17 protein-coding genes and 2 pseudogenes are annotated in these 21,325 nt (G+C 44.6%); 9 read left to right on the forward strand and 10 right to left on the reverse strand.

Annotated features, from left to right (window positions below):
• Positions 1 to 12: 12 nt before the first annotated feature.
• Positions 13 to 1,308 carry a site-specific integrase gene (locus JCM15908_RS07695; protein ID WP_025002901.1) on the forward strand — a complete coding sequence of 432 codons (1,296 nt, stop codon included), beginning with the start codon at positions 13 to 15 and terminating at the stop codon, positions 1,306 to 1,308.
• Between the two features lie 23 nt (positions 1,309 to 1,331).
• A complete protein-coding gene (locus JCM15908_RS07700) occupies positions 1,332 to 1,721 on the forward strand; it encodes a hypothetical protein (protein WP_234396412.1) in 390 nt (129 codons plus the stop codon).
• Between the two features lie 174 nt (positions 1,722 to 1,895).
• Here the strand turns inward: JCM15908_RS07700 and JCM15908_RS07705 are convergent, their stop codons facing one another.
• The 5 genes from JCM15908_RS07705 to JCM15908_RS07725 all read right to left on the reverse strand — a co-directional run bounded on the left by JCM15908_RS07705 (position 1,896) and on the right by JCM15908_RS07725 (position 9,409).
• A complete protein-coding gene (locus JCM15908_RS07705) occupies positions 1,896 to 2,375 on the reverse strand; it encodes a hypothetical protein (protein WP_025002903.1) in 480 nt (159 codons plus the stop codon).
• Positions 2,376 to 2,397: 22 nt separating this feature from the next.
• A complete protein-coding gene (locus JCM15908_RS07710; RefSeq protein WP_025002904.1) occupies positions 2,398 to 4,593 on the reverse strand; it encodes a peptidase domain-containing ABC transporter in 2,196 nt (731 codons plus the stop codon).
• A 56-nt stretch (positions 4,594 to 4,649) separates the two neighbouring features.
• On the reverse strand, positions 4,650 to 6,773 hold the full coding sequence (locus JCM15908_RS07715; RefSeq protein WP_234396413.1) for an outer membrane beta-barrel family protein: 2,124 nt from the start codon (positions 6,771 to 6,773) through the stop codon (positions 4,650 to 4,652).
• Positions 6,774 to 6,946: 173 nt separating this feature from the next.
• Positions 6,947 to 8,269, reverse strand: coding sequence for a radical SAM/SPASM domain-containing protein (locus JCM15908_RS07720; RefSeq protein WP_159101324.1), 1,323 nt, complete (start codon positions 8,267 to 8,269; stop codon positions 6,947 to 6,949).
• A gap of 510 nt (positions 8,270 to 8,779) precedes the next feature.
• On the reverse strand, positions 8,780 to 9,409 hold the full coding sequence (locus JCM15908_RS07725) for a hypothetical protein (RefSeq protein ID WP_025002907.1): 630 nt from the start codon (positions 9,407 to 9,409) through the stop codon (positions 8,780 to 8,782).
• A gap of 188 nt (positions 9,410 to 9,597) precedes the next feature.
• Between JCM15908_RS07725 and JCM15908_RS07730 the strand changes: the two genes are divergently transcribed.
• Positions 9,598 to 10,353: a helix-turn-helix domain-containing protein gene (locus JCM15908_RS07730; protein ID WP_025002908.1), complete on the forward strand. Its 756-nt coding sequence runs from the start codon at positions 9,598 to 9,600 to the stop codon at positions 10,351 to 10,353.
• Positions 10,354 to 10,367: 14 nt separating this feature from the next.
• Here JCM15908_RS07730 and JCM15908_RS07735 read toward each other — a convergent pair whose 3' ends face one another.
• From JCM15908_RS07735 to JCM15908_RS07745, 3 genes are all read right to left on the reverse strand, one after another.
• Entirely contained in the window at positions 10,368 to 11,117 is a 750-nt protein-coding gene (locus JCM15908_RS07735) for a ThiF family adenylyltransferase (RefSeq protein WP_025002909.1), read from the reverse strand.
• A gap of 127 nt (positions 11,118 to 11,244) precedes the next feature.
• Complete coding sequence (locus JCM15908_RS07740) at positions 11,245 to 11,535, reverse strand: helix-turn-helix domain-containing protein (RefSeq protein WP_025002910.1); 291 nt, start codon at positions 11,533 to 11,535, stop codon at positions 11,245 to 11,247.
• A gap of 26 nt (positions 11,536 to 11,561) precedes the next feature.
• Positions 11,562 to 11,849 carry a helix-turn-helix domain-containing protein gene (locus JCM15908_RS07745; RefSeq protein WP_025002911.1) on the reverse strand — a complete coding sequence of 96 codons (288 nt, stop codon included), beginning with the start codon at positions 11,847 to 11,849 and terminating at the stop codon, positions 11,562 to 11,564.
• Between the two features lie 479 nt (positions 11,850 to 12,328).
• Here JCM15908_RS07745 and JCM15908_RS07750 point away from each other — a divergent pair, with 479 nt between their 5' ends.
• From JCM15908_RS07750 to JCM15908_RS14150, 6 genes and pseudogenes are all read left to right on the forward strand, one after another.
• Positions 12,329 to 13,726 (forward strand): virulence-associated E family protein, encoded by a 1,398-nt coding sequence (locus JCM15908_RS07750; protein ID WP_025002912.1) that lies wholly within the window; start codon positions 12,329 to 12,331, stop codon positions 13,724 to 13,726.
• Between the two features lie 256 nt (positions 13,727 to 13,982).
• Entirely contained in the window at positions 13,983 to 14,987 is a 1,005-nt protein-coding gene (locus JCM15908_RS07755) for a DUF8464 domain-containing protein (RefSeq protein ID WP_025002913.1), read from the forward strand.
• Between the two features lie 4 nt (positions 14,988 to 14,991).
• Positions 14,992 to 15,450: a DUF3408 domain-containing protein gene (locus JCM15908_RS07760; protein ID WP_025002914.1), complete on the forward strand. Its 459-nt coding sequence runs from the start codon at positions 14,992 to 14,994 to the stop codon at positions 15,448 to 15,450.
• Between the two features lie 404 nt (positions 15,451 to 15,854).
• Positions 15,855 to 16,280, forward strand: coding sequence for a plasmid mobilization protein (locus tag JCM15908_RS07765; protein WP_025002915.1), 426 nt, complete (start codon positions 15,855 to 15,857; stop codon positions 16,278 to 16,280).
• Positions 16,270 to 17,324, forward strand: a pseudogene (locus tag JCM15908_RS13040) (relaxase/mobilization nuclease domain-containing protein). Before JCM15908_RS07765 ends, JCM15908_RS13040 begins: the two are co-directional and overlap by 11 nt.
• A 505-nt stretch (positions 17,325 to 17,829) precedes the next feature.
• A complete protein-coding gene (locus JCM15908_RS14150; protein WP_148295554.1) occupies positions 17,830 to 18,549 on the forward strand; it encodes a hypothetical protein in 720 nt (239 codons plus the stop codon).
• Between the two features lie 180 nt (positions 18,550 to 18,729).
• Here the strand turns inward: JCM15908_RS14150 and JCM15908_RS07780 are convergent, their stop codons facing one another.
• Together JCM15908_RS07780 and JCM15908_RS13050 are read right to left on the reverse strand one after the other, a co-directional pair.
• A complete protein-coding gene (locus JCM15908_RS07780) occupies positions 18,730 to 19,242 on the reverse strand; it encodes a hypothetical protein (RefSeq protein ID WP_025002917.1) in 513 nt (170 codons plus the stop codon).
• Positions 19,243 to 21,209 (reverse strand): annotated as a pseudogene (locus JCM15908_RS13050) (NAD(+) synthase).
• Between the last annotated feature and the right edge of the window lie 116 nt (positions 21,210 to 21,325).

Genomic DNA, 21,325 nt, shown 5'->3' on the forward strand with positions numbered 1-21,325 from the left:
ATCAAGACCATTATGAGAAGTACATTCAAGATACTGTTCTATATCAACAGACAGAAGACAAAGGCGGACGGCAACACCGCCATTCTCTGCCGTATCACCATAGACGGAAAGAGCGCAGCCATTACCACAGGAGAAGAGTGCCAGCCCTCCGAGTGGAACACTAAACAAGGGCTGACAACCAACAAGAAGACAAACCAAAGAATCAATGAGTTCAGGGAATTGGTAAAGAAAACCTATCGAGACATACTGGCGAGGGACGGAGTGGTTAGCGTAGAACTTATCAAGAGCCGCTTGCAAGGCATTGCCACTAATCCAACAATGCTCCTTGCCATGAGCAAGGCGGAACTGCAATCCGTCAAAGAGTCAGTAGGTAAGTCAAAGGCAGTGGGAACTTATCAGAACCTGTATTACTCAGACAAGATGCTCACAGAGTTTGTCAATGACAGAGGGAACGAGGATATACCCATTACTGCCATCACAGAGAAGATGTTCGAGGAATTTCGTTTCTTCTTGAAGAAGCGTGAATATGCAGCATCGACTATTAACCGTTACCTTTGTTGGCTGAGCCGACTGATGTTTAGGGCAGTGAGCCAAAGAATAATCCGCTGCAATCCCTTTGAGCATGCCAAGTATGAGAAGGAGGAAAAGAGAATACGCTTCCTGCAGAAAAGCAATGTAATGAAGATTATGGCAATGAGGATGAACGACAGAGAAGCGGAACTGGCACGGCTGATGTTTGTCTTTTCCTGCTTTACAGGGTTGGCTATCGCTGACATGGAAAGTTTAGAATACAGGCATATCCAAACGGCAGCAGACGGACAGAGGTATATACGCAAGGAGCGTCAGAAGACAAAGGTCGAGTTTGTCGTACCGCTGCATCCCGTAGCAGAAGCCATCATCAGCCATTGCAGGAATGAGCAGGAAAGAGACGAAGTGCAGCAGACGATGAAAGAAAAAGGTGAAACCCTTGTCTTCCAACCACATTGCAGCCGTAGCGTGATGGGCAAAAACCTGTGCATCGTGGGCAAGGCTTGCGGTATCAGACAGAGATTGTCGTACCATGTTGCAAGGCATACTTTCGGTACGATGAGCCTAAGTGCAGGCATACCTATTGAGAGCATAGCCAAGATGATGGGGCACGCTTCCATATCAAGCACGCAGATTTATGCACAGGTGACGGACAACAAGATCTCGGAGGATATGGACAGGCTCATTGCCAAACAATCGGCAATGAAGAGAGACATTACGGAGAGAGAGGCTTGTGAACTTTCGGATATACCAATCTGTAAAATGGAGGAAACGGCATGAATACGAGCTATAGACCAAAAACAATGACCGACACGTACAATCATCGCAGTATCTTTGATTGGGGCAATAATATGCAGGTTGTCCGCAAGGGTAAAGGCGAGATAGCCATGACAGAAAGTGAGCTTGTGAGATTCTTCGGTGTAACATGGAAAAAGCTCAATCATAGGCTTCAGACGATAATAAAATCTTCCAACCTGTATCCCGATGAGAGGGTTGCAGGTGAGGAGGAAGTCATAATCAACGAACAACTCAAAGGTTATGCACCGCTCTATCCGCTTCCTGTCATCATCGCCCTGTCCTTTCTGTTGGACAGCATGGAAGCGCATTTGTTCAGAAAGTATATCAGTAGAAGATTGCAGACAGAGTCTATCATTGTAACGCCAGTCTTCCTGTTGGGCAATACCAAGAACTGATGGATATATTTCCTTTTTCTTTCACCGATTATATCTTACTACATTACTACAATAAGAGTTAAAGCGGTGAAAGAGAAAGGATTAACGTGTAGTTGGGTACTCAAAATAATTATACTACGCAGTAACTACATTTGCCTTTCTTCTTTCACCGCTTTATTACGGTTAAAAAGGGAATTATATGCTATTTGTTATTTGCCTGACTATCCTCTGAAGCACGCTTTCATTGCTTACAAGTATAGATGCCGTGCCCGTCATTCCGCTGATAATTTTATACCTGCAATCCGTTATCCTTACCTGTGCCGTGAACACGCTGACAACTTCCGTTTGTCGGGGTGTATGCGATGTGGCGGTTATAATGCCATGGGCAACTCCGTATGTTTCAGCATCGTAACCCTCAAATTCGATGTTTGCAGTCATTCCTCTCGCTATTGTATTCACGTATTTATAAGGAATTTTTATTGTGCCTTGTTGGGCATTTGTTATTTGTACCTTTGCACTGATGGTTTCGGGATAAGGTATAAAGTATGCGCCCACCAGCAGTGCCAATATCACAAAGGTGATAATCGTGATGCCATAGCGCACAATTCTTGACGGTATCTCGCCAATGATGTGCCTTACCTTCTCGCTGCGGAGTTCTATCTTGTCGTCTGCCATAGTTGTTTTGCCTTTCCTAATGTCAGTTGCCCAGTTCCAATTGATTTTTCACAAGGTTATAGTATACACCCCGCTTCGATGTGAGTGTTTCGTGGTTGCCAATTTCCACCACCTTGCCTTTATCTAATACCACTATCTGGTCGGCATTTTTCACCGTACTTAGTCGGTGCGCCACGATAACTACTGTCTTGCCTTTGTAGAACTCGTCCAAATGCTCCACAATCATGCGCTCATTGTTGGCATCGAGCGAGTTGGTGGCTTCGTCAAGGAAGATATAATCGGGATTCTTGTACACGGCTCTTGCTATCAAGATGCGCTGTTTCTGTCCCTGACTCAAGCCCACACCATCGCGACCAATCTTTGTGTTGTATTTTAAGGGCAGCCCCATCACATAATCGTGAATACAGGCTATCTCGGCAGCTTTCAGCAAATGCTCCTTGTCAATCTCTCCATTATCTACGGCAATGTTCCTTGCAATGCTCTCGGAGAATATCACACCGTCCTGCATCACCACGCCACATTGTCTGCGCCACCATTTTTTGTTGAGCGCATTTACATCAGTTCCTCCAATGGTGATTTGTCCGCCCAATACGGGATAATAGCCAAGCACGAGCTTGATGAGCGTTGTTTTACCGCTGCCCGACGCACCTACGATGGCTGTTACTTTGCCTTTGGGGATTGTGAGGCTTACATCATCAATGATAGTTTTCAGTGCGTGTGGGTCGTACTTGAAGTTTACGGTTTCAAGGTCTATGCCTTGATTTTTTTCTTTCACTGCCATTTCCAATCCTTGCTTTCCGTTCTCATCATTCATGCGGTGGATTTCATTGATACGCTCAAGACTTATCTTCACGTCCTGCACCGAATAGAAGAAACTCATCAACTGCTCAACGGGTGAGTTGAGTTGTCCGATGATATACTGTACGGCGAGCATCATACCCAGTGTGAGTTGTCCGTGAATGACGGCTGTTGCTGCCACCACCGTAATGACGATGTTCTTCAGTTCGTTGATAAAGATACTTCCTGCCTCTTGTGTCTGCTGGAGTTTCAGCGACTTCATCTGCACCCCAAAGAGGTCTGCCTGCACGTCCTCCCACTCCCAGCGTCTTCGCTGCTCGCAGTCTTGGAGCTTTATCTCCTGCATGGAGGTGATAAACTCGTAGGTCTTGTTGTTGTTGATGGCTTGCTGCTCAAAGAGTTCATAGTCGAGTACCTTTCTGCGTCTGAGGAAGAGTGCAAGCCAACCGCCATAGAGTAAGCTGCCGAACATAAAGATAGCAAAGACAAGCCAATTATAGGACAGCAGTACGATGCTGAACACCACAAAGGTAAAGAGTGAGAACACTATGCTAAGCGTCTGCTGTGTCAGGAACGTATTCACACGGCTATGATCACCCATGCGCTGCATAAGGTCGCCCATCAGTTTGGTATCGAAGAATGACATCGGCAGCTTTAAGAGCTTGATGAAGAAGTCGCTCACCAATGAGATATTGATGCGCAGCGATATGTGTAGCAAAAGCCATCGACGAATAAAGTCGATGGCGGTTCGACTTATGGTAAGCATCAGTTGGGCCAAGAGTATCAGCCAAATAAAGCCGATGTTTTGGTTCTTGATTCCTACGTCCACAATGGATTGCGTGAGGAAAGGCAGGATAAGCTGCAATAGGCTGCCCACCAACAGGCCTAAGACAATCTGTCCGAAATACTTTCGGTATTTCTTGATATAGCCAAAGAGGAACTTAAACGAGCGTTCATCTGTTGTCTGTTCATCTGTCTGCTTTTCATAAAAGGCAGGTGTGGGTTCTAAGAACATCGCAATTCCCTTTTCCTCACCGCCCGATTGGGTGCTGATCCAATGCTTCTTGAACTCATCAAGGTTGTACTTCACAAGTCCTTTAGCAGGGTCGGCTATGTAGAAAATCTTTCCTTTCTTTACTTTATACAACACCACAAAGTGGTTTTGATTCCAGTGAAGAATGCAGGGAGACTTAACTTTTTTTATACTGCTAATATCTATTTTCCCACATTCACTCTCTAGCCCAATACTTGAAGCAGTATTCTTTATGCTTAACATAGAAACTCCTTCTGTTGTAGAGCTACATATATCAGATAGATATTCCAAAGAATAAACCCTATGGTAGAATCCACAAACCATTTTCAGGCAGGCTATACCACACTGCATCGAATCGAACTGTCTATAAAAAGGGAATTGATACATTTATTCCGTGAACTAATATTCTATTAATTATCCATACACTACGAAGGTATGTATTTTTATAATCGTTTCAGCTCGCTCTGTCCGGCTGTCTGGCCTTTATATTTTGATCGGACTGGATTAAAGGAATAGGAGACGGTCAAGCTGATGACGGGATGCCGATAATCAACACGGTGCGAGGTATAGGCCTCGGCATATTGCGAATAACCCTTTTCCTTGGAATTGAACAGATCCAATGCGCTCAACTTTACCCACCAGTTCTTCATATTTTTCTGAACAGCCATATCTACCCTGAGCAACGGTTCCGACATATATGTGTCGGCATTGCCTTTAAGGTTTCCGCTCACATTCACTACGATGTACCAGTCTTTGGGCAGCGTGACAAAATTTTTCCACTGCAACCCCCACTGCGGCCGATTGTAGGAAAGTCCGTTATGCGACAGCCATTGCTTATGTACCCACAGGTTCCACGACGGTTTCCATATCTTGAAAAGCGTAGGAGCATAAGAGAGGCTACTGTATGCGCTCGAATAGGAATGATTCTCCTCACCGGATAGGACAGCCGGCACCTGATTCATTACGTCGAACCACGTGATGACGGCATTTTTCCCATAAGTATAGTCGCATATAAAGATGAGATCCTTGTAAGATGCGCTGAAAGACACGTTGTGGTTATAAGTAGGCTTCAGTTGGGAGTTGCCTCTGTCGTAACGGAAATCGCTGATGTAATGCAGTCCGTCGTCCAACTGGCTGTAAGTCGGATTGCTGGTATATATGTTATAACTCAACATGAGCGACAGACGATTCACGTCGTAAGAGAAGGAAACGGAGGGCAACAGGCGATGATAGGTACGACTACTGGCATTAATGAGCTTGCCTCCGGCATAATAGTCGTAGTTGGTGTATTCGTACTTCAGGCCAAGTCGGGAAGATAGGTGACCGAAGCTACGGCTGTAATTAATAAACACACTGGCTGCCGACTGCTTCGACTCGTTGTCGTTGTTTTCCAGTACGCCCGTATAGTCGCTGTTGTCAATATTATATTTCTGACGGAAATGGGTGTAAGTGGCTTCGAAACCATATTCCAACTGGTTCTTTCCCAACGACGAGGAGAAAACCGTTTTCAGTGCTCCAAGGTCGGAAGCAATCTTGTTGACAGGAATGAGCATTGAATTGGCTGTGTTCTGCTTACTCTCGACCGTCTGTCTGCCATTGCTGTTGTTATGCACATAGCTGGCATCGACGTTGAGAGCCAACTTATCACTGAACCTATTCTCATAATACAGACTCACATTATGACTGCCATTCTGCGAGAAAGTGTGCGACCGTGTGTCGAACTCGGTAAGCTCGTTGCCCTGCTGCATGTGATTATGATAAGACTGGTCGGAATGGCCAGAAAATGTTCGTGAAAAGATGTAGGTAGCACCGAGTGACTGTTTCTCAGAGAACTGATTGTTGAAGCCCAATATGACGGAACCGTTCTTCGATGAACTGTAGCCATCGCCCGAATAATCGGCATTGACATCCTGTCCGCCATACCGAAAGCGGTAAGTGTCTGTACGCAGATAATGCAACTTGCTGAAAGTTTCGTACGACGAACTCATAAACACATCCAGTCCCTTGTGGCGATAGTTCAAGTCGAGCCATCCGTCTGTTGTCCAACAGCTGGACACACTCTCCTTCATGGTCAGCGTTCCGCCCAGTCCCTCTCCGACGGGTTTCAGTGTGGTAATGAAGAGTACGGCACGCACAGATGAACCATACTTTGCTCCAGGATTCATATCTATCCTGATGTCTTTTATCATGTCGCTCGTTATGCGGTCCAGTTCGCTCCAGCTGCGCATACGCTTGTTATTGATGTAGATGAGAGGTGTTCCTCTACCCAAGACACTTACTCCGTCGGTACTCATCATCGGCAACTGTTGCAGCACATCGGTTGCTCTGCCCAACTGGCTGTACACCGTGCCTTGAATGCTGGATACGAACACGCCATTCTTCATTCGGAACGCAGGACGCGTGGCCGTTATCGTAACGCCGTTTAGAATTTGTTCTGAAGGTGAAAGCAATACCGTCATGTGTTCGGAAGCCGGCAGAATCAACGTCTTGCATCCTACATACGATATTTTCACCAACTTATCTACAGGAGAAGCATCGAAAGCAAACGTTCCATCTTCATTCGACACGACTCCCGTAACATACGCAGAATCGGATGCCTGAAGCAATGACACAGTCGCGTAAGGAATAAAAACGCTATCGTTCTCCATTACAACTCCATTAATGCTTTGAGCATTCAGACAAGTAGAATAGGTCAAAGCAACCAAAAAAGACGTGATATATTTATTCATAGCACTTATGTTTAAATTGCATATATTTTATAAGAATCTTCTTTATCTTTTTTCGCATGCTCTAAAAGACATTCCTTTAATATCTGCTGATTATTTAAGAAACAACATGTATTATACTGTTTACCCTCAAAGATATTTTTATGCTTAAACCATTGGCAGCCTCCATCACACACAGGGAACAGTGCACAATCCTTACATTTCTGGGTATTATAGATAGACGTATCATATAAATAGTGACTTACTAATGTCGGATTCTTTAATTTGTCATTCTGAATATTTCCTATTATTCTTTCAGGCGAATTGAAATCATTCCAACATTTATACATTTCACCACTTGGACCTATGATAAAACTACTATTCCGATTTACCATACATCCTTTTTGCAAATCTATGTGCGGAAAGAAGTCTACAGGAACTCCTTCTTTCTCTATTCTTTTATAAAATTGAAAACGCTTAATGTCAAACAATGATTTATAACACATTTTGCAACCATCTTTACTGGTTTCACGGATGAATCCTGGATATGGATTAACTTTATGTGTACCATATCTTTGTATGAATTTCTTATATAGCGGTGCAAAATCATTTTCATTGTCCTTATTTACATTTATGCGTAAATCTATTTTGAAATCATCTGGAACCTGCCTGACAAGATTGTCAAGATTATTTATTATTTTAGCAAAAGTACGCCCTTTATTTCCTTTTAAGAAGCGAGTTTTATTATGATTTTCTTCATCTCCATCAAAAGATATCTGAATTTCAGTAAATCCAAGATTAATCATATCTCGAATTACATTATCAGACAAAAGATAACCATTTGTAATAATAGATTGTGAGCATATCTTTACTTTACAATTATTGCGTATTTTTAGTATGATTTGCTTTATCTTATCAAAAGCCATGAGAGGTTCGCCACCATACCATGTCAAGTCAAGTTTTTTTACAGAAGAATATCCATTAATAAAGCAAATAAGATTTTCTATTACATCATCTGAAATTACCTTTGTTTTCTTTTCACCTTCAAAACAATATGGGCAAGCAAAATTGCATCCCGTAGTGGGGGCTATCACTAAACTCAAAGAATCTGTAACACCAATATTAGAGAGGTAACTCAATTTGCAAGAATCATAAAAGTCATACTGATGTTCGTCATCAATTATGATTTTTTTCTCCTTAAGTACATCTATAAATTCTTTTTCAATTTCGTTATAAGCTCCATTATACAATTTTTCATAAATGTCTTCTGATAATAAAGAGAGGAACTCTGTTTCAGAGTTATATAGATAAAATTTATTATCTCTCTCAAATAATATAGTATATAAGGATAACTTCATAAGCATTAGTGTTAAAAACAAGTGAACTTAATAACAAGAGTCATTATTTGTGGAATACTTTAAGTTATTAAGTCCACTATTTTACGTTTATGATTTCAATTATAAAATTATGGTTTATTAGTAGTAGAACCGTTAGTGTCTGTAGGAGGTTTTACCGGCTCTGGCTTAACCTTGTTGCCAATGCAAGCAACGGCATTTCCTTTGTAACAACCACACGACGTAAGACTTGGACAATCAGTAGAACTTCCAAATCCACCTTTCAACATCTCTAAGGATGTTTCATTCATTACCTCTCCATTGTGGAGAATCTCTAAAAAACATTTTTCCATATAATATTAGTTTTGTGCCATCTTATAGCTTCTGGCATTGCTCCTTTTGACAGTTAGGTCTGCTTTATAATCTTGTCGACTTGATTATTTCTGTTGCAAATATATTTATATCTCCAAATTATTTCGCTACACAAAAGTGTAATAGAGAATATGTTCGTTTAAATATTACACAAAAGTGTAATCATGCAGCCTTGCAAAGTTCACCATACTTGGAAAAGAAGCCCTTGATACCTCTTTTACTGGAACATACTGGAACGGTCTCCGATGTCAGGTAATCTATGGATTTTCCTATTTGGCGTGTGCCAAATCCCAAAGCTTTCATTACTTTCAATAGTTTGCTGTCAATCTCTGCAATCATATAACTGTACTTGTCCTCAACTATCGGCTTTACTGCCAATGCCATTAACCGCTTGAATAAAGTCAATGTGGATATTCCTGTTCCCTTTGCAACGGCAAAACGTCCAATATGCCAATAGTTATATTTTGCTTCCTTATGTATAGCAGATAAAGGGTTTATACCATATACCTTTTCTATTGGAAGAATCTTGTGCTTATCCCAATGAAAGCTCCTGATGCAGCCTATCATATTCCCAAAGGAATCCCTTGCAATATAGATTTGGGATTTGTTATCATACAGATATTCCTCTTCTTCAAGCACTGATTTGATGTCTTCATTTACTTCTTTCTCTGTAAATGAAGATAAGTGATGGGAGTAATTTTCCCTGACCACGAAATTGGCGATTTCATTCAGACAGGATTTATCTGCCATGAATATCTCATACTCGTTGAATGACGCGACTTTCTTTTCCATAATAATCCTTTTATATTTATTTTATACGGCAAAAATAGTGGCTCTTCAAATATGGAATACTACACTTTTGGGTAATTTGCCTTTTTCTGCTTTACTTTTTACACTTTTGTGTAGTCTTTTGATGTTATTCCGAAAAAAATAAATATATTTGCCAACAGATTATGTAAAGGACCTAATATATTCATCATATGACAGATGTAAAAGACTTCTTTATCGCATCGAATACTGTACGCAATGCACCGGACTATGACTCAAATGTACTGTCCACATTGATTCATACCGTAGAGGCTTTTGCGCGTATAACCTATCAGAGCGTTTACTTGATAGACTATTATAAGCAGGAGTTTCTTTATGTATCAGATAATCCTTTGTTCCTTTGTGGGCATACGGCAAAGGAGGTGAAAGAGTTGGGATATAGTTTTTATTTGGGACACGTGCCGGAGGAAGAACAGAAAATGCTCGTGGAGTTGAACAACAGTGGCTTTAAGTTCTTTGATACCTTCGATGATGTTGATAAATACCAGTGCTCTATGTCATATCATTTTCATCTGACCAGTGGGGCAAAGAGCAAACTAATCAACCACCAACTTACTCCCATTCTATTGACCGATGAGGGCAAAATATGGATTGCAATGTGTGTTGTATCGCTGTCTTCGCATAAAACCGTCGGACATGTAGAGTTCCATAAGAATGGATTCTGTAATTATTGGAAATATTATTTCGAAAGCCATCGGTGGAAGGAATGTGAAGGAGTATCGCTCAAAGAAGAAGAAATTGAGGTGCTGCGGTTATCAGCAGCAGGACTTACCATGACGGAAATTGCGGATAAGATATGCCGTTCATTGGACACTATTAAATTCTATAAACGCCACGCCTTTGAGAAGTTAGGCGTGGCGAATATTACAGAAGCTATTTCAAGGGCAACTTTAAACAAATTGTTCTAAAACGATATTTCACTTTACTGCAAAAGTGAGGAGAAATAGAATTTTGGAAAATAGTTCACAGGTTTTCCTGTTGCAAGATTGTACATTGCCGTTGTACATAATCCCGCTGCGATCCATGATGCTATGGATAGTTGTGGCGGTGGGAGCATTTCGCTTTCTTCCCTGTATTGAGTAACTATTTTATCCAACCATTCTTTTGGCTGATTCCAGAAAGCCCCGTGCCCGGTTACATACTCAGCCACCTTTAGTTCAAATCCCTTAGGCTCGTCTGCCAGTTCTGATATGGTATGTCCCAATGGATCAACAACCGTGACAAAACCCGCCCATCCAAAATTGTATGGATGAAGTATGGGGATTTTTCTTTCTTTGCAGATTTTGTCAAAAACGAAAGGGGTTTCATCCTTGAAATCCAATGCATTGATAGCAACATTATGCCCACTCAGCATATTTTTTATGTTGTCAGGGGTCAGGAACTCCGTATGGTAATCTATCTGTGCATTGGGATTGATACTTAGCAAACGTTCAGCCAAACACTCTGCTTTGTATCTGCCAATGTCATTCTCCGTATAGTTCTGCCTGTTCAGGTTGCTTTTCTCAACCTTATCACCGTCGACAATTGTAATATGCTCGAAACCAAACCGCAAGGCACATTCAGCCACGATACTGCCTATACCTGCACCACCAAGGAATATTCTATAATCCTTGATTAAACTTTGTTCTTTCTCGCTCACGTAGATCCTGTTTCTACTGTATCTTTGTTCCATAACTAAATAATTGTTTAGGGCAAAAGTAAATGCTATAATACATACATACTCTACACAAAAGTGTAAAAAACTCTCATTTCACTGATTATTTTAGATTTTATAACATATTCAGAGGGTAATATGTTTGCTACTCCTGATAATTCTCCTCCAACATCCTCTCCAAGTCCGACTCCTTATAGAGTATCTTCCCCGCAAACTGCGTGTAGGGAATAATCCTCCTGTCCCGATAGTCCTGCAAGGTGCGGGGGCTGATATACAGCCGTTCGCACACTTCCTTGCCCGTGAGGTAATGTTCACCGCCAAAGAGCGGTTTGTGTGTCTGTGCCACTTCCTTTATCCGTTTGCTCACACCGCTGAGTGCAGATAATACCACCTGCATATCGTCAGCCTCCATGTTCAAGTCCCTTACCTGTTCCATAGTTCTCTTATCTTATTGTTGTTCTTTTATTTGTCCGTTTTTGTTTTCTCTGATTTGGTTTCCAACAATCGTTCCACGTCCTCACGCTTGTAATAGCACTTGTGTCCAATTTGGACAAAGGGCAGCACACCCGTATCACGGTAGTGCTGCAAGGTACGCTTGCTGATGTTGAGCAACCTACATACATCACCATTGTGCAACCAATCCGTGTGCCTGCTCTTTTCTCCGAAAGCCTTGTGGCAGGTCTCTGCAAGAGCGAGTATCTCGTCCCTCAGTCTTGCCCAATTTGAGTCCGTAATGATAAAATATCCCATAGTTCTATTATTGTTTTGTTTATAAAATCCTTCTTGTCCTGCGCTTCATCGCATGTTTCTGCCTGCAAAAGTAGGATGTGTTTTCCATACCTCAAAGTACGAGGGAACAGCAGGGAAATATCGGGAACTTGAAGGAAAAGGCAATGCATTCCATTGACTGACGTTTGCACCTTTTAGCCCTGTATTTTTCTTTCACCGCCATTTTAGTGCAAAGACAGAGCGGTGCATATCCAATTCAATTCGGTGTTTGTTCAAGTTGCAGCTTGCGGCACTTTCAATGTGGCCAAACGCTACCACATCTCTGCATAGATTCTATAGTTTGCAATATCGGTGCAGAATACTGCAAACATGCGCAAGGGGCACACTATTGTCTTCGCCTTTTCTTGTTGTTTTATCTTCTGTTTTAGCTTAAATCAACCTTTTTCTTTTCCCACCTCAATAAAAAACATGTGAACTTTATTGCAGACAAGTGCAACATTATGCAAGCACTCCCTGAATGCTTGGAACTTACCCATTCTCTTGATAACTTCGTTCTTGGAAACAAAACAAAGCATATAATGAAGAAGAATGCAGATAAAGGCAAATCGGAAGGCGGTAACAATACGCCCAAACCGAGAAGGACTTCCTCCAAGAACTCAGAGATAGAAGCCTATCTCTCCACGCACTATGAGTTCAGATACAACACGGTATTGGGAAGAACCGAATACCGAAGCAAGGCAAACAGTGATTTTACAAAAGTAGGTCGCTATGAAATCAACACGCTCCGCAGGGAGATAGACAACGACATCGGGATAATAACCTCATCGGATAACCTGTACTCCATCATCGAGAGCAGCTTCTCTCCACGCATCAACCCCATACAGGAGTATTTCAAGCAACTGCCCTTGATAGATATTGGTTGCAACAATAGTAGAAGCACAGACTGTCGCCGTGATAATGAAAGTAATAATGATGCTTCTTCCTTTTCATTGAAAGCTATTCCCTACTTGGCAAGCTGCGTTGTGGTGAGCAACTCCGACAAGTGGCTGCCGTACCTCACCAAGTGGCTCGTGGCAGTGGTCGCCAACGCAATGGACGACCGTGAATGTCGTAACCACACCTGCCTCGTGCTGACAGGCGAGCAGGGCAAGTTCAAGACAACATTCTTGGATTTGCTCTGTCCGCCTGCCCTACACGGTTACAGCTATACGGGCAAGATATATCCGCAGGAGAAGGACACGCTCACCTATATCGGGCAGAACCTCATCGTAAACATCGACGACCAGCTCAAAGCCCTCAACAAGCGTGACGAGAACGAACTCAAGAACCTCATCACCTGCCCGATGGTCAAGTACCGCATGCCCTACGACAAGTATGTGGAGGAACACCCACACTTGGCGAGTTTCGTGGCATCGGTGAACGGCAACGACTTCCTTACAGACCCGACAGGCAGCAGACGGTTTCTGCCCTTTGAGGTGCTTTCCATTGATATAGAACGTGCAAAGGCTATCTCTATGGATAGTGTCTATGCGGAAGCCAAAGCCTTGTTGAACGCCGGTTTCCGCTATTGGTTTGACGATGACGAAATAGCGGAGCTTTACAGGGAGAGCGAGGATTTCCAAGTGCAGACCGCAGAAATGGAACTGCTGTTGAGGTGCTTCGAGAAGCCGACTGATGATAATCCCCACTGCTCCTATATGACCACAACGGAGATAATTACCTATTTAGGCTACTATACGCATCACCCATTGTCGTTGAAGCACATGGGCGAAGCCCTTAGAAGGGCTGGCTTTGAGAAAGTGAGCAGAAGGCGAGATGGTGGCAGTCCCATCTATGTATATAAGGTAATAAAGATACTTCCTTGTCCCTTGCCAAGTTATTGCAGCAGTCAGATGTAGTAGGCGCATGTAGTAGGTTGGTAGTATGATACCGTTCTATAAACAAACATTGATTATCAACAACTTAACTTGAAATAGTATGTAGTAAGAAGAAAGATAAAAAAGTTTGGAGGGAAAAACTTCAGAAAAGAGAATTTCTTTCAACTACCATTCAAATATCATTCAAACACACTATTGTTATTCAAACACACTATTGTTATTCAAACACATCATTATCATTCAAAAAAAAATATTCAATCAATTCAAACATATCACAATGAAAGCAGAAGATTTATCTCTCATCAAGCGATACTCCATCGTGGAGTATCTTGAAAGGAAAGGCATCAATCCTGTACGTAGGACACCAGCCTATGCCCTGTACCGTTCACCGCTTCGTGCAGAAACACATCCGAGTTTCAAAGTGGACACAGAGAAGAACCTCTGGATAGACTATGCCGAAGGCAGGGGCGGAAGTATCATAGACCTTTATATGCGATTGGAAAACTGCACGTTTTCGGAAACCATTCACCGCTTAGGTCAGACCGCTCCTGATAATACAGCATATAGTTCTCGCAATGACTTTGCACCAAATAATTCCCAACCGGCAATGGCTGCAAACGAGGCAAGGAAACTGATAAGCATATCAAACACCCTACCGCCACATTTGCAGGAGTATCTTACAAAGGTACGCTGCATTGATTTGGAAAAGGCTATGCCGTTTCTCAAATGTATAAGCTATGAGGTAAGAGGGCAATGCTACCAAGCCATCGGCTTTGCCAATCCATCGGGAGGATATGAACTTCGAGATAACAGCTCATTCAAAGGGACAATCGCCCCGAAGGATATTACTCCGATATTTACGGACAAACAGACAGAACACACAACAGACAAGACACAGCCTGTCTATTTATTTGAGGGCTTCATGGATTTTCTTTCTTTTCTTTCAATGAAAGAGAAAATTATCAATCACTGCCTTGTGATGAACTCTGTAAGCAATATGGCAAGGACAGTCCGCTATCTGAACGACCGACACCTGACCTATATCCGTGCCTTCCTTGATAATGATGAAGCTGGGCGGAGAACCGTGCAAGAATTTGTAAGGGCAGGTCTCAAGGTGGAGGATATGTCCGTACATTACAAAGGCTTCAAAGACCTCAACGAGTTTCATGTCAGCCGTATGCGTAAGCAGGAGCAGCAGAAAGTGCAGGAACGGATACGGATGTCGGTTACGGAGCAAAATCAAAACAGAAAATCAAAACAAGTCAAACATAAAATGAGATAGAATAATGGAAAAGAAAAAAGTCAGTAACGAGGGAATGGAGAATACAATCTATTCCACCAAGCAATATTTAGGACTCAACCAAATTGAAGGTCCGTCTGAACATCTTATTGCCGAACTTCGGGCAAGGAGATCCAGAGCTTTTCAAGACCCAAACATACAGGACACAGAGAATACCACGCACTCTGAACCTGTACTAAATACTGAGAGTGGAACCGTTCAAAGGCGCATCAGTGCCAAGATGAGAAAAGAGACGCTTGAAGCCTACAAGCAAGCCTACCTTATTCCAACAAAACTGAGCAACCGAAAGGCGGTCTATCTGAGCCGAGAAACTCAGGAGCGTGCCGACTTCATTGTGCGTAGGTTGGGCGACAGGGGCAGCAACCTTTCAAGTTTTGTGGAGAACATCGTGCGCCTCCATTTGGAGGAGTACGGTGAGGACATAGAGAAATGGAGGAGGTTGTAAACCGCAGGAAAAGGGTTAAGGGATGAATTTCAAAAGATTTATTTCCCGCTCCAATCCTACTGTCGCATTAAAATATGATGTTATATTCTCATAAAAGAGACGTCATATTTGGGCAAATATGACATCATATTTTAACTAATCAGACATCTGAATGATGAGAACACCACGAACGCAGTTAAACACAGAATGCACTGCATTCATTTTCAAGCAGCAAAACGCCTTGTGCGTAAACGTCTTGTTAGCTGACATTGCAAGACGTCAGTTTGTACCCACAAACTGCTCCCTGCTCCCCTCGTCAGACTATCAGGGAGATTAGACCGTAATCACTCCGTTCTCATCGGTCAGTGTTCAGGAATTAAGAAGCAATGAATCATCTGCAATGATTAACTTTCAAGGAAACTTATATGAACAAATACAAAGGAAAAGCTGCCCGATGGCAGCAACAGGATAAGGAAGAAAAGAAGATAAACAAGACGGAATTCATCAAGGTAAGATGCACCTTAAAAGAGAAGCAGCGAATCAAGTCAAAGGCGGAAATCACAGGTCGGAAGTTCTCCGATTACTGCCGTGAGATACTCCTTAACGGAGAAGTAACAGCCGTTCCCAATATGACCGACAATGAGAGGGAAGCCATTGCCATACTCCAACGGACGAGAAGGTTTTACGGACAGATTTCCAACCTCATCAAGGTCAAGGACGAAAGGTGGGTACTTCTCACAAAGAACCTTTCCCTATGTGCCAAAGAAGCATTTAAGCGGTTTTACGACCCGCATTTTCGTGTGGATGAGGAGGTATATAAGGTCTTAAATCTAACAAGAGATGATAGGTAAATGCAAGGCAATAGCCCACGGAAGTACGGCTTTGGACTATATATTCAGGGAAGGCAAGCTCGGTAGCCGGCTTGCCTTCCACAATCTTTGTAGCAGGGAGCCAAAGACTGTCTATGAGGAAATGAAGGTGGTCAGCGACTATAACAGCCGTTGCAGGAACAAGTTTCTCCGTATCGAAATAGGCATCGCACCGCAGGACGAGAAAAAATTGCCTGTGCCCGAACTTATGCGAATAGCCCATTTGTTTGCCAAGCGAATAGGACTTGACAACCATCAATGGGTGGCGGTAACGCACAAGGACACCGACAACAGACATATTCACATCATTGCCAACCGCATCAGCCTGTACGGAGAGGTCTATGACACCACATTTGTAAGCAACAGGGCAGCGAGAGTGGCGGAGGAAATAAGCAGAGAGAAAGGCTTGACCATCGCAAAGGAGGTCAAAGCGGAAAGGAAACACCAAAAGACAAAGGCTAATCCCACAAGAGAGCAAACAAAACAGCAGGTACAGCAAATCTGCTATGCCTTGCTTGACAAATACAAAGATACAGGCATCACGGGACACTCTATGTTCCTTTACGAACTTAACAAGAACGGCATTACCATAGAGCGCTTGAAGAACAAGCAGGGCAAGGTCTATGGCTTAAAGTTCTCATATGGAGAACATACGTTCAAGGCTTCAGAAGTTGGCAGGGAGTTTGGTTATCGTTCCTTGCAGAAGATTATCAATAAGGCAGAGGCAAAAACATTGCAACAAAACGAGTATAATCCGCCAAAGGAAAAAGAAACCTCTGATACAGGTTATCAACTTGTTCCTCCAAGCCGTTCCAATATCTCACGAGATGGCGATACCTTACAACCACTTAATACTATTGGTACGGTAACAGATGCTGCGATTAGCGCAGCCGATGAAGTAGTAGAAGGAGATTAGGAGAAATGATTTCGCCATCAGCACACAGCGAAGATTATGCAGAAGCAGTATGGCAGCGCAAGCTGAGATACCAAGCCAACAGAAAGAAGAAGCTAGGAAGAGGACTATAGCCAACTCCTATCACACTACGGCAACCCAAAATGCAGAAACGTGAATATTTCAGCAAAAACGCTTGTTATTCGGTAACAAAGTATTATCTTTGCAAACAGAATAACAAGCGTTCTTTGTTAGGCAGAAAACAGCGAAGCCAAGTAGCTTGCTCGTTTCCAAATCGTTACCTATTCAGTTTCGCAAGCAAGGTAACCTCTTTATTTTCAATTAGATACATTTTAATAATTATCTTGTCTTGTGAACTACAACCACTTGCAACCCAACACATTACACACTTCTCACCAAGCAGGCGAATTGAACGGGAAAGCATACCGGCAAAACTACGGAAACATAGCCGGCAAAGCAGCATATCCCTCCTACCTACACTTCCAAACACGTACAGAATATCGGGCACGGGGACTAACTTACAGACAATAAGCGTTAAATCATGCAAACAGACATACCAACACTGCATATTCAGCGTTATTGCTTATACAGATTTTATAATAACAAAAAAGAGAGATTATGAAAAGAACCATGTTTTCAATCATTGCCTTGGCAGCAATGACCCTGACGAGCTGTAACAACGGCAGCAAGACAACCACCTCCGACGCGGACTCTGCAATGGCAGACACGGCCGCCGCCACCAGCGACAGCAACGAATCGGGAAACACAACTGTACTGAAAGGGGCACCTGCAAACATACAGACACTCATCAAGACACTCAACGAAAGAGTAAAAGCCAAGGACGGTAAGAACGTCGCCCTGCTGTTGGCCGATGCACAGACCAAACTGGCGGAAATGGCAAAGAACAATCCGGAGGAAGCCAAGAATTACATCACCGCTCTCCAGACGTGGCTGAAGGACAATGCCGCATCCATTCAGACCGCTGTTGCGGGAGCAGGGAACTCCGATGCCGCCAACGCCGTTGCCGCTGCAATGAGCACCATAACCAAGCTGAACCCCGAGAACGTATTGAAGAGCCTGTCAGGCGCAGCCGCCAAAGACGCGCAGGATGCAGGTTCACAGCTGATGGAGAACGCCAAAAACAGCAATGCCGGAAAGGCCATAGAGCAGGCCAAGGCCATGAAGGCGGCTGTAGAAGACGCTCCCGGCAATGCCAAGGCAAAGGCAGCCGAGGCTGCCAACAAGGCAACCCGGAAAGCCAACGAAGCCGTAAACAAAGCCAACGAGAAGGCCAACAAGGCCGTCAACGACGCGGCAGATAAGGCCCTGAAGGCTTAGGCCTCTAACTGAACTATCAGTAAGGAAAAAACATAATGACATAGTGTCCTTCTTGACTTCAAGAAGGACACTGTTTTCATAAAGAGACATACACGATTGCATCTCACGAGCGCATCTGACGCCTGACCGCTGCATCGCTGACAGGCACTGCTGCCAATAGGCCAATTAAGGCGTTGTCCCCTACGTGTATATCTCCATCACGTACATATCGCTCCAGACTATCACATCAACTTTCAGGGATACATCGCTTTTCCTGAAAGCAAGGACGTTAGACTGCGCGTTTGAGAGACATACAAAGCCCATCCGCCGCAACTCGGATGCACAGTAGCGATAGATGAGCTTGTTCCAAAAGACCACTTGCAAACTTCCTCCCCGCGTATCTATGAAGGCAACGCTGTCGTCGCTTTTCTTCCTGAAGATACGATAAAGAGGCTGCTTATCCGGCACAAAGGCATCGTTTCGACCGACTTCACGCCCCCAAAGCTGCCGGGGGTCGTTGCCGGGGAGCAGACTGGACGCCCTTATCCTGCTTCCGCCATACTTCCCGAAAGGTGGCTGAACGTGTGCCGACAGTCCCTTCCTCTGCTGATACTGAAGCAATTCCAAGACAGAAAAACGAGGATGCCAGCCGTACTGAGCGCAGCTCCATACAGCCATCATCCCCAAAACACATATCAACAGAATCCTCTTCATCTACAGGGCTTCCACTTCTGCTATCCAGTCTGATGCCATTGCGTCGGAAGGCATGCGCCAGTCGCCGCGCGGCGAGAGGCTGACACTGCCCACCTTTGGCCCGTCGGGCAGACAGGAACGCTTGAACTGCTGGGAGAAGAACCGTCGGTAGAAATTCCGAAGCCAATGCCTGATGACCTCCTCGCCATACACCGACCTGAAGGCTATCTTGGCGAGATAGTAGATTTTTCCCGGACGGAACCCATAGCGGAGACAATAGAAGAGGAAGAAGTCATGAAGCTCGTATGGTCCGACGAGGTCTTCCGTCTTCTGGGCTATCTCGCCATCCTCGCCGGCAGGAGTCAGCTCCGGGGATATGGGCGTATCTATTATGTCGAGAAGCGTTTTGGCAGAAGTCTCATCTACCCCGCTCTGCGCCACATACTTCACCAAATGCCTTATCAGTGTCTTCGGAATACTGACATTGACACCGTACATGCTGATATGGTCGCCATTATAGGTGCACCATCCCAAGGCGAGTTCGCTGAGATCGCCCGTACCGACAACCATACCGCCATGCTTGTTGCTCAAATCCATCAGCAGCTGTGTGCGCTCCCGCGCCTGCGAGTTCTCGTAAGTGGTATCATGCACGGAAGCATCGTGCCCAATATCCCTGAAATGCCGGGTAACGGCATCGGAGATGTTGATTTCCATGATACTGACACCCAGACTCTCCATCAGCGTCATGGCATTGTTATAGGTGCGGCCGGTAGTACCGAATCCGGGCATGGTAATGCCCATGATTCCCTTTCGGTCGTAGCCCAGCTTATCGAAGGTCTTGATGCAGACAAGCAAGGCAAGGGTAGAGTCAAGACCTCCGCTGACACCAATGACAACCGTCTTACAATGGGTATGGACGAGCCGCTTTGCCAGTCCGCAGACCTGAATATTGAATATCTCCTCACATGAGGCAGCCATATCGGCCGATGCGGGGATGAAGGGATGTGGCTGACGGTGCGGCTCAGTGTAAATTCCTTCTCGGGATTGTTCTTCGGAAGACAATGTACAAACTCCTCTGCTCCGCCAGTCTCCTTCGCAACACTGACCGTCCCGGTCATCGGCGGACGCTGCGCATTTACGTAGGTACTGTTGGTTCGCCGCTCGCTGCGTATCTTCTCCACGTCAATTTCCGAAACCTTCATCTGCGGGGTCAGCGAGAAACGGTCGGCCTCTTCCAACAGCTGCCCGTTCTCGTAGATAAGCGCATTGCCCCCATAGACTACGTCCTGCGTGCTCTCGCCAAATCCGCAGCTGCTGTAGACGTAGCCGCTGATGGTGCGTGCACTCTGCTGGGCCAGCAGAGACTTCAGGTAGCCGTGCTTGCCGATAAGGTCGTCGCTTGCCGAGAGGTTGAAGATGATCTCCGCCCCGGCCAAGGCGAGACAGCTGCTCGGGGGAGCCGGTGCCCAGACGTCCTCGCAGATTTCTATGCCGAACTTCACTCCGTCTGCCGTGCGGAAGACTTGCTGCCCGGGAGTTACCAACAGGTGGTGTCCTGCGTAGTGGATGCGCTGCGGATGCAGGTCCTGCGCCGATGCGAACCAACGCTTTTCGTAGAACTCGCTGTAGTTGGGAAGATAAGTCTTGGGGACGATGCCGAGGATGCGCCCCTGCTGAATGACAACGGCACAGTTCAGCAGCAGGGACCCCACACATACGGGGGCACCCACTATGGTGATGATGTCGAGCTGACGGGTGAAGTCGAGCAACATCAGCAATGCATGCTCCGCATTGTCCAAAAGCAGCTGCTGCCGGAAGAGGTCCTGACAGCTGTAGCCCGTCAGCGAAAGCTCGGGGAAGGAAATAATCTCTACGCCCATTCCCTCGGCAACGGCGATTTGCTTTTCTATTTCGCCAAGATTAAACTTGGTGTCGCCAACCTTTACCGACGGTATGGCGGCTGCGACCTTGATGAATCCGTATTTCATTTTCGATATGTTTTATATGTCTGTCCGAGACGGGGAAAACACTGCTGTCCGAAAGCAAACAATGCTCCTTTTCAGCCTGCCTCTCCGGGCACGTTTATACCCCACTCGTGGGGTAT

Origin of the sequence: Prevotella dentasini JCM 15908 (genome assembly GCF_000614065.1) — a bacterium.
Taxonomy (GTDB): Bacteria; Bacteroidota; Bacteroidia; order Bacteroidales; family Bacteroidaceae; genus Prevotella; species Prevotella dentasini.

Coding starts and splice junctions, on each gene's coding strand:
- JCM15908_RS07695 (WP_025002901.1), top strand. CDS start 13: ATGAGAAGTACATTCAAGATACTGTTCTATATCAACAGACAGAAGACA.
- JCM15908_RS07700 (WP_234396412.1), top strand. CDS start 1,332: ATGACCGACACGTACAATCATCGCAGTATCTTTGATTGGGGCAATAAT.
- JCM15908_RS07705 (WP_025002903.1), bottom strand. CDS start 2,375: ATGGCAGACGACAAGATAGAACTCCGCAGCGAGAAGGTAAGGCACATC.
- JCM15908_RS07710 (WP_025002904.1), bottom strand. CDS start 4,593: ATGTATCAATTCCCTTTTTATAGACAGTTCGATTCGATGCAGTGTGGT.
- JCM15908_RS07720 (WP_159101324.1), bottom strand. CDS start 8,269: ATGAAGTTATCCTTATATACTATATTATTTGAGAGAGATAATAAATTT.
- JCM15908_RS07725 (WP_025002907.1), bottom strand. CDS start 9,409: ATGGAAAAGAAAGTCGCGTCATTCAACGAGTATGAGATATTCATGGCA.
- JCM15908_RS07730 (WP_025002908.1), top strand. CDS start 9,598: ATGACAGATGTAAAAGACTTCTTTATCGCATCGAATACTGTACGCAAT.
- JCM15908_RS07735 (WP_025002909.1), bottom strand. CDS start 11,117: ATGGAACAAAGATACAGTAGAAACAGGATCTACGTGAGCGAGAAAGAA.
- JCM15908_RS07740 (WP_025002910.1), bottom strand. CDS start 11,535: ATGGAACAGGTAAGGGACTTGAACATGGAGGCTGACGATATGCAGGTG.
- JCM15908_RS07745 (WP_025002911.1), bottom strand. CDS start 11,849: ATGGGATATTTTATCATTACGGACTCAAATTGGGCAAGACTGAGGGAC.
- JCM15908_RS07750 (WP_025002912.1), top strand. CDS start 12,329: ATGCAAGCACTCCCTGAATGCTTGGAACTTACCCATTCTCTTGATAAC.
- JCM15908_RS07755 (WP_025002913.1), top strand. CDS start 13,983: ATGAAAGCAGAAGATTTATCTCTCATCAAGCGATACTCCATCGTGGAG.
- JCM15908_RS07760 (WP_025002914.1), top strand. CDS start 14,992: ATGGAAAAGAAAAAAGTCAGTAACGAGGGAATGGAGAATACAATCTAT.
- JCM15908_RS07765 (WP_025002915.1), top strand. CDS start 15,855: ATGAACAAATACAAAGGAAAAGCTGCCCGATGGCAGCAACAGGATAAG.
- JCM15908_RS14150 (WP_148295554.1), top strand. CDS start 17,830: ATGAAAAGAACCATGTTTTCAATCATTGCCTTGGCAGCAATGACCCTG.
- JCM15908_RS07780 (WP_025002917.1), bottom strand. CDS start 19,242: ATGAAGAGGATTCTGTTGATATGTGTTTTGGGGATGATGGCTGTATGG.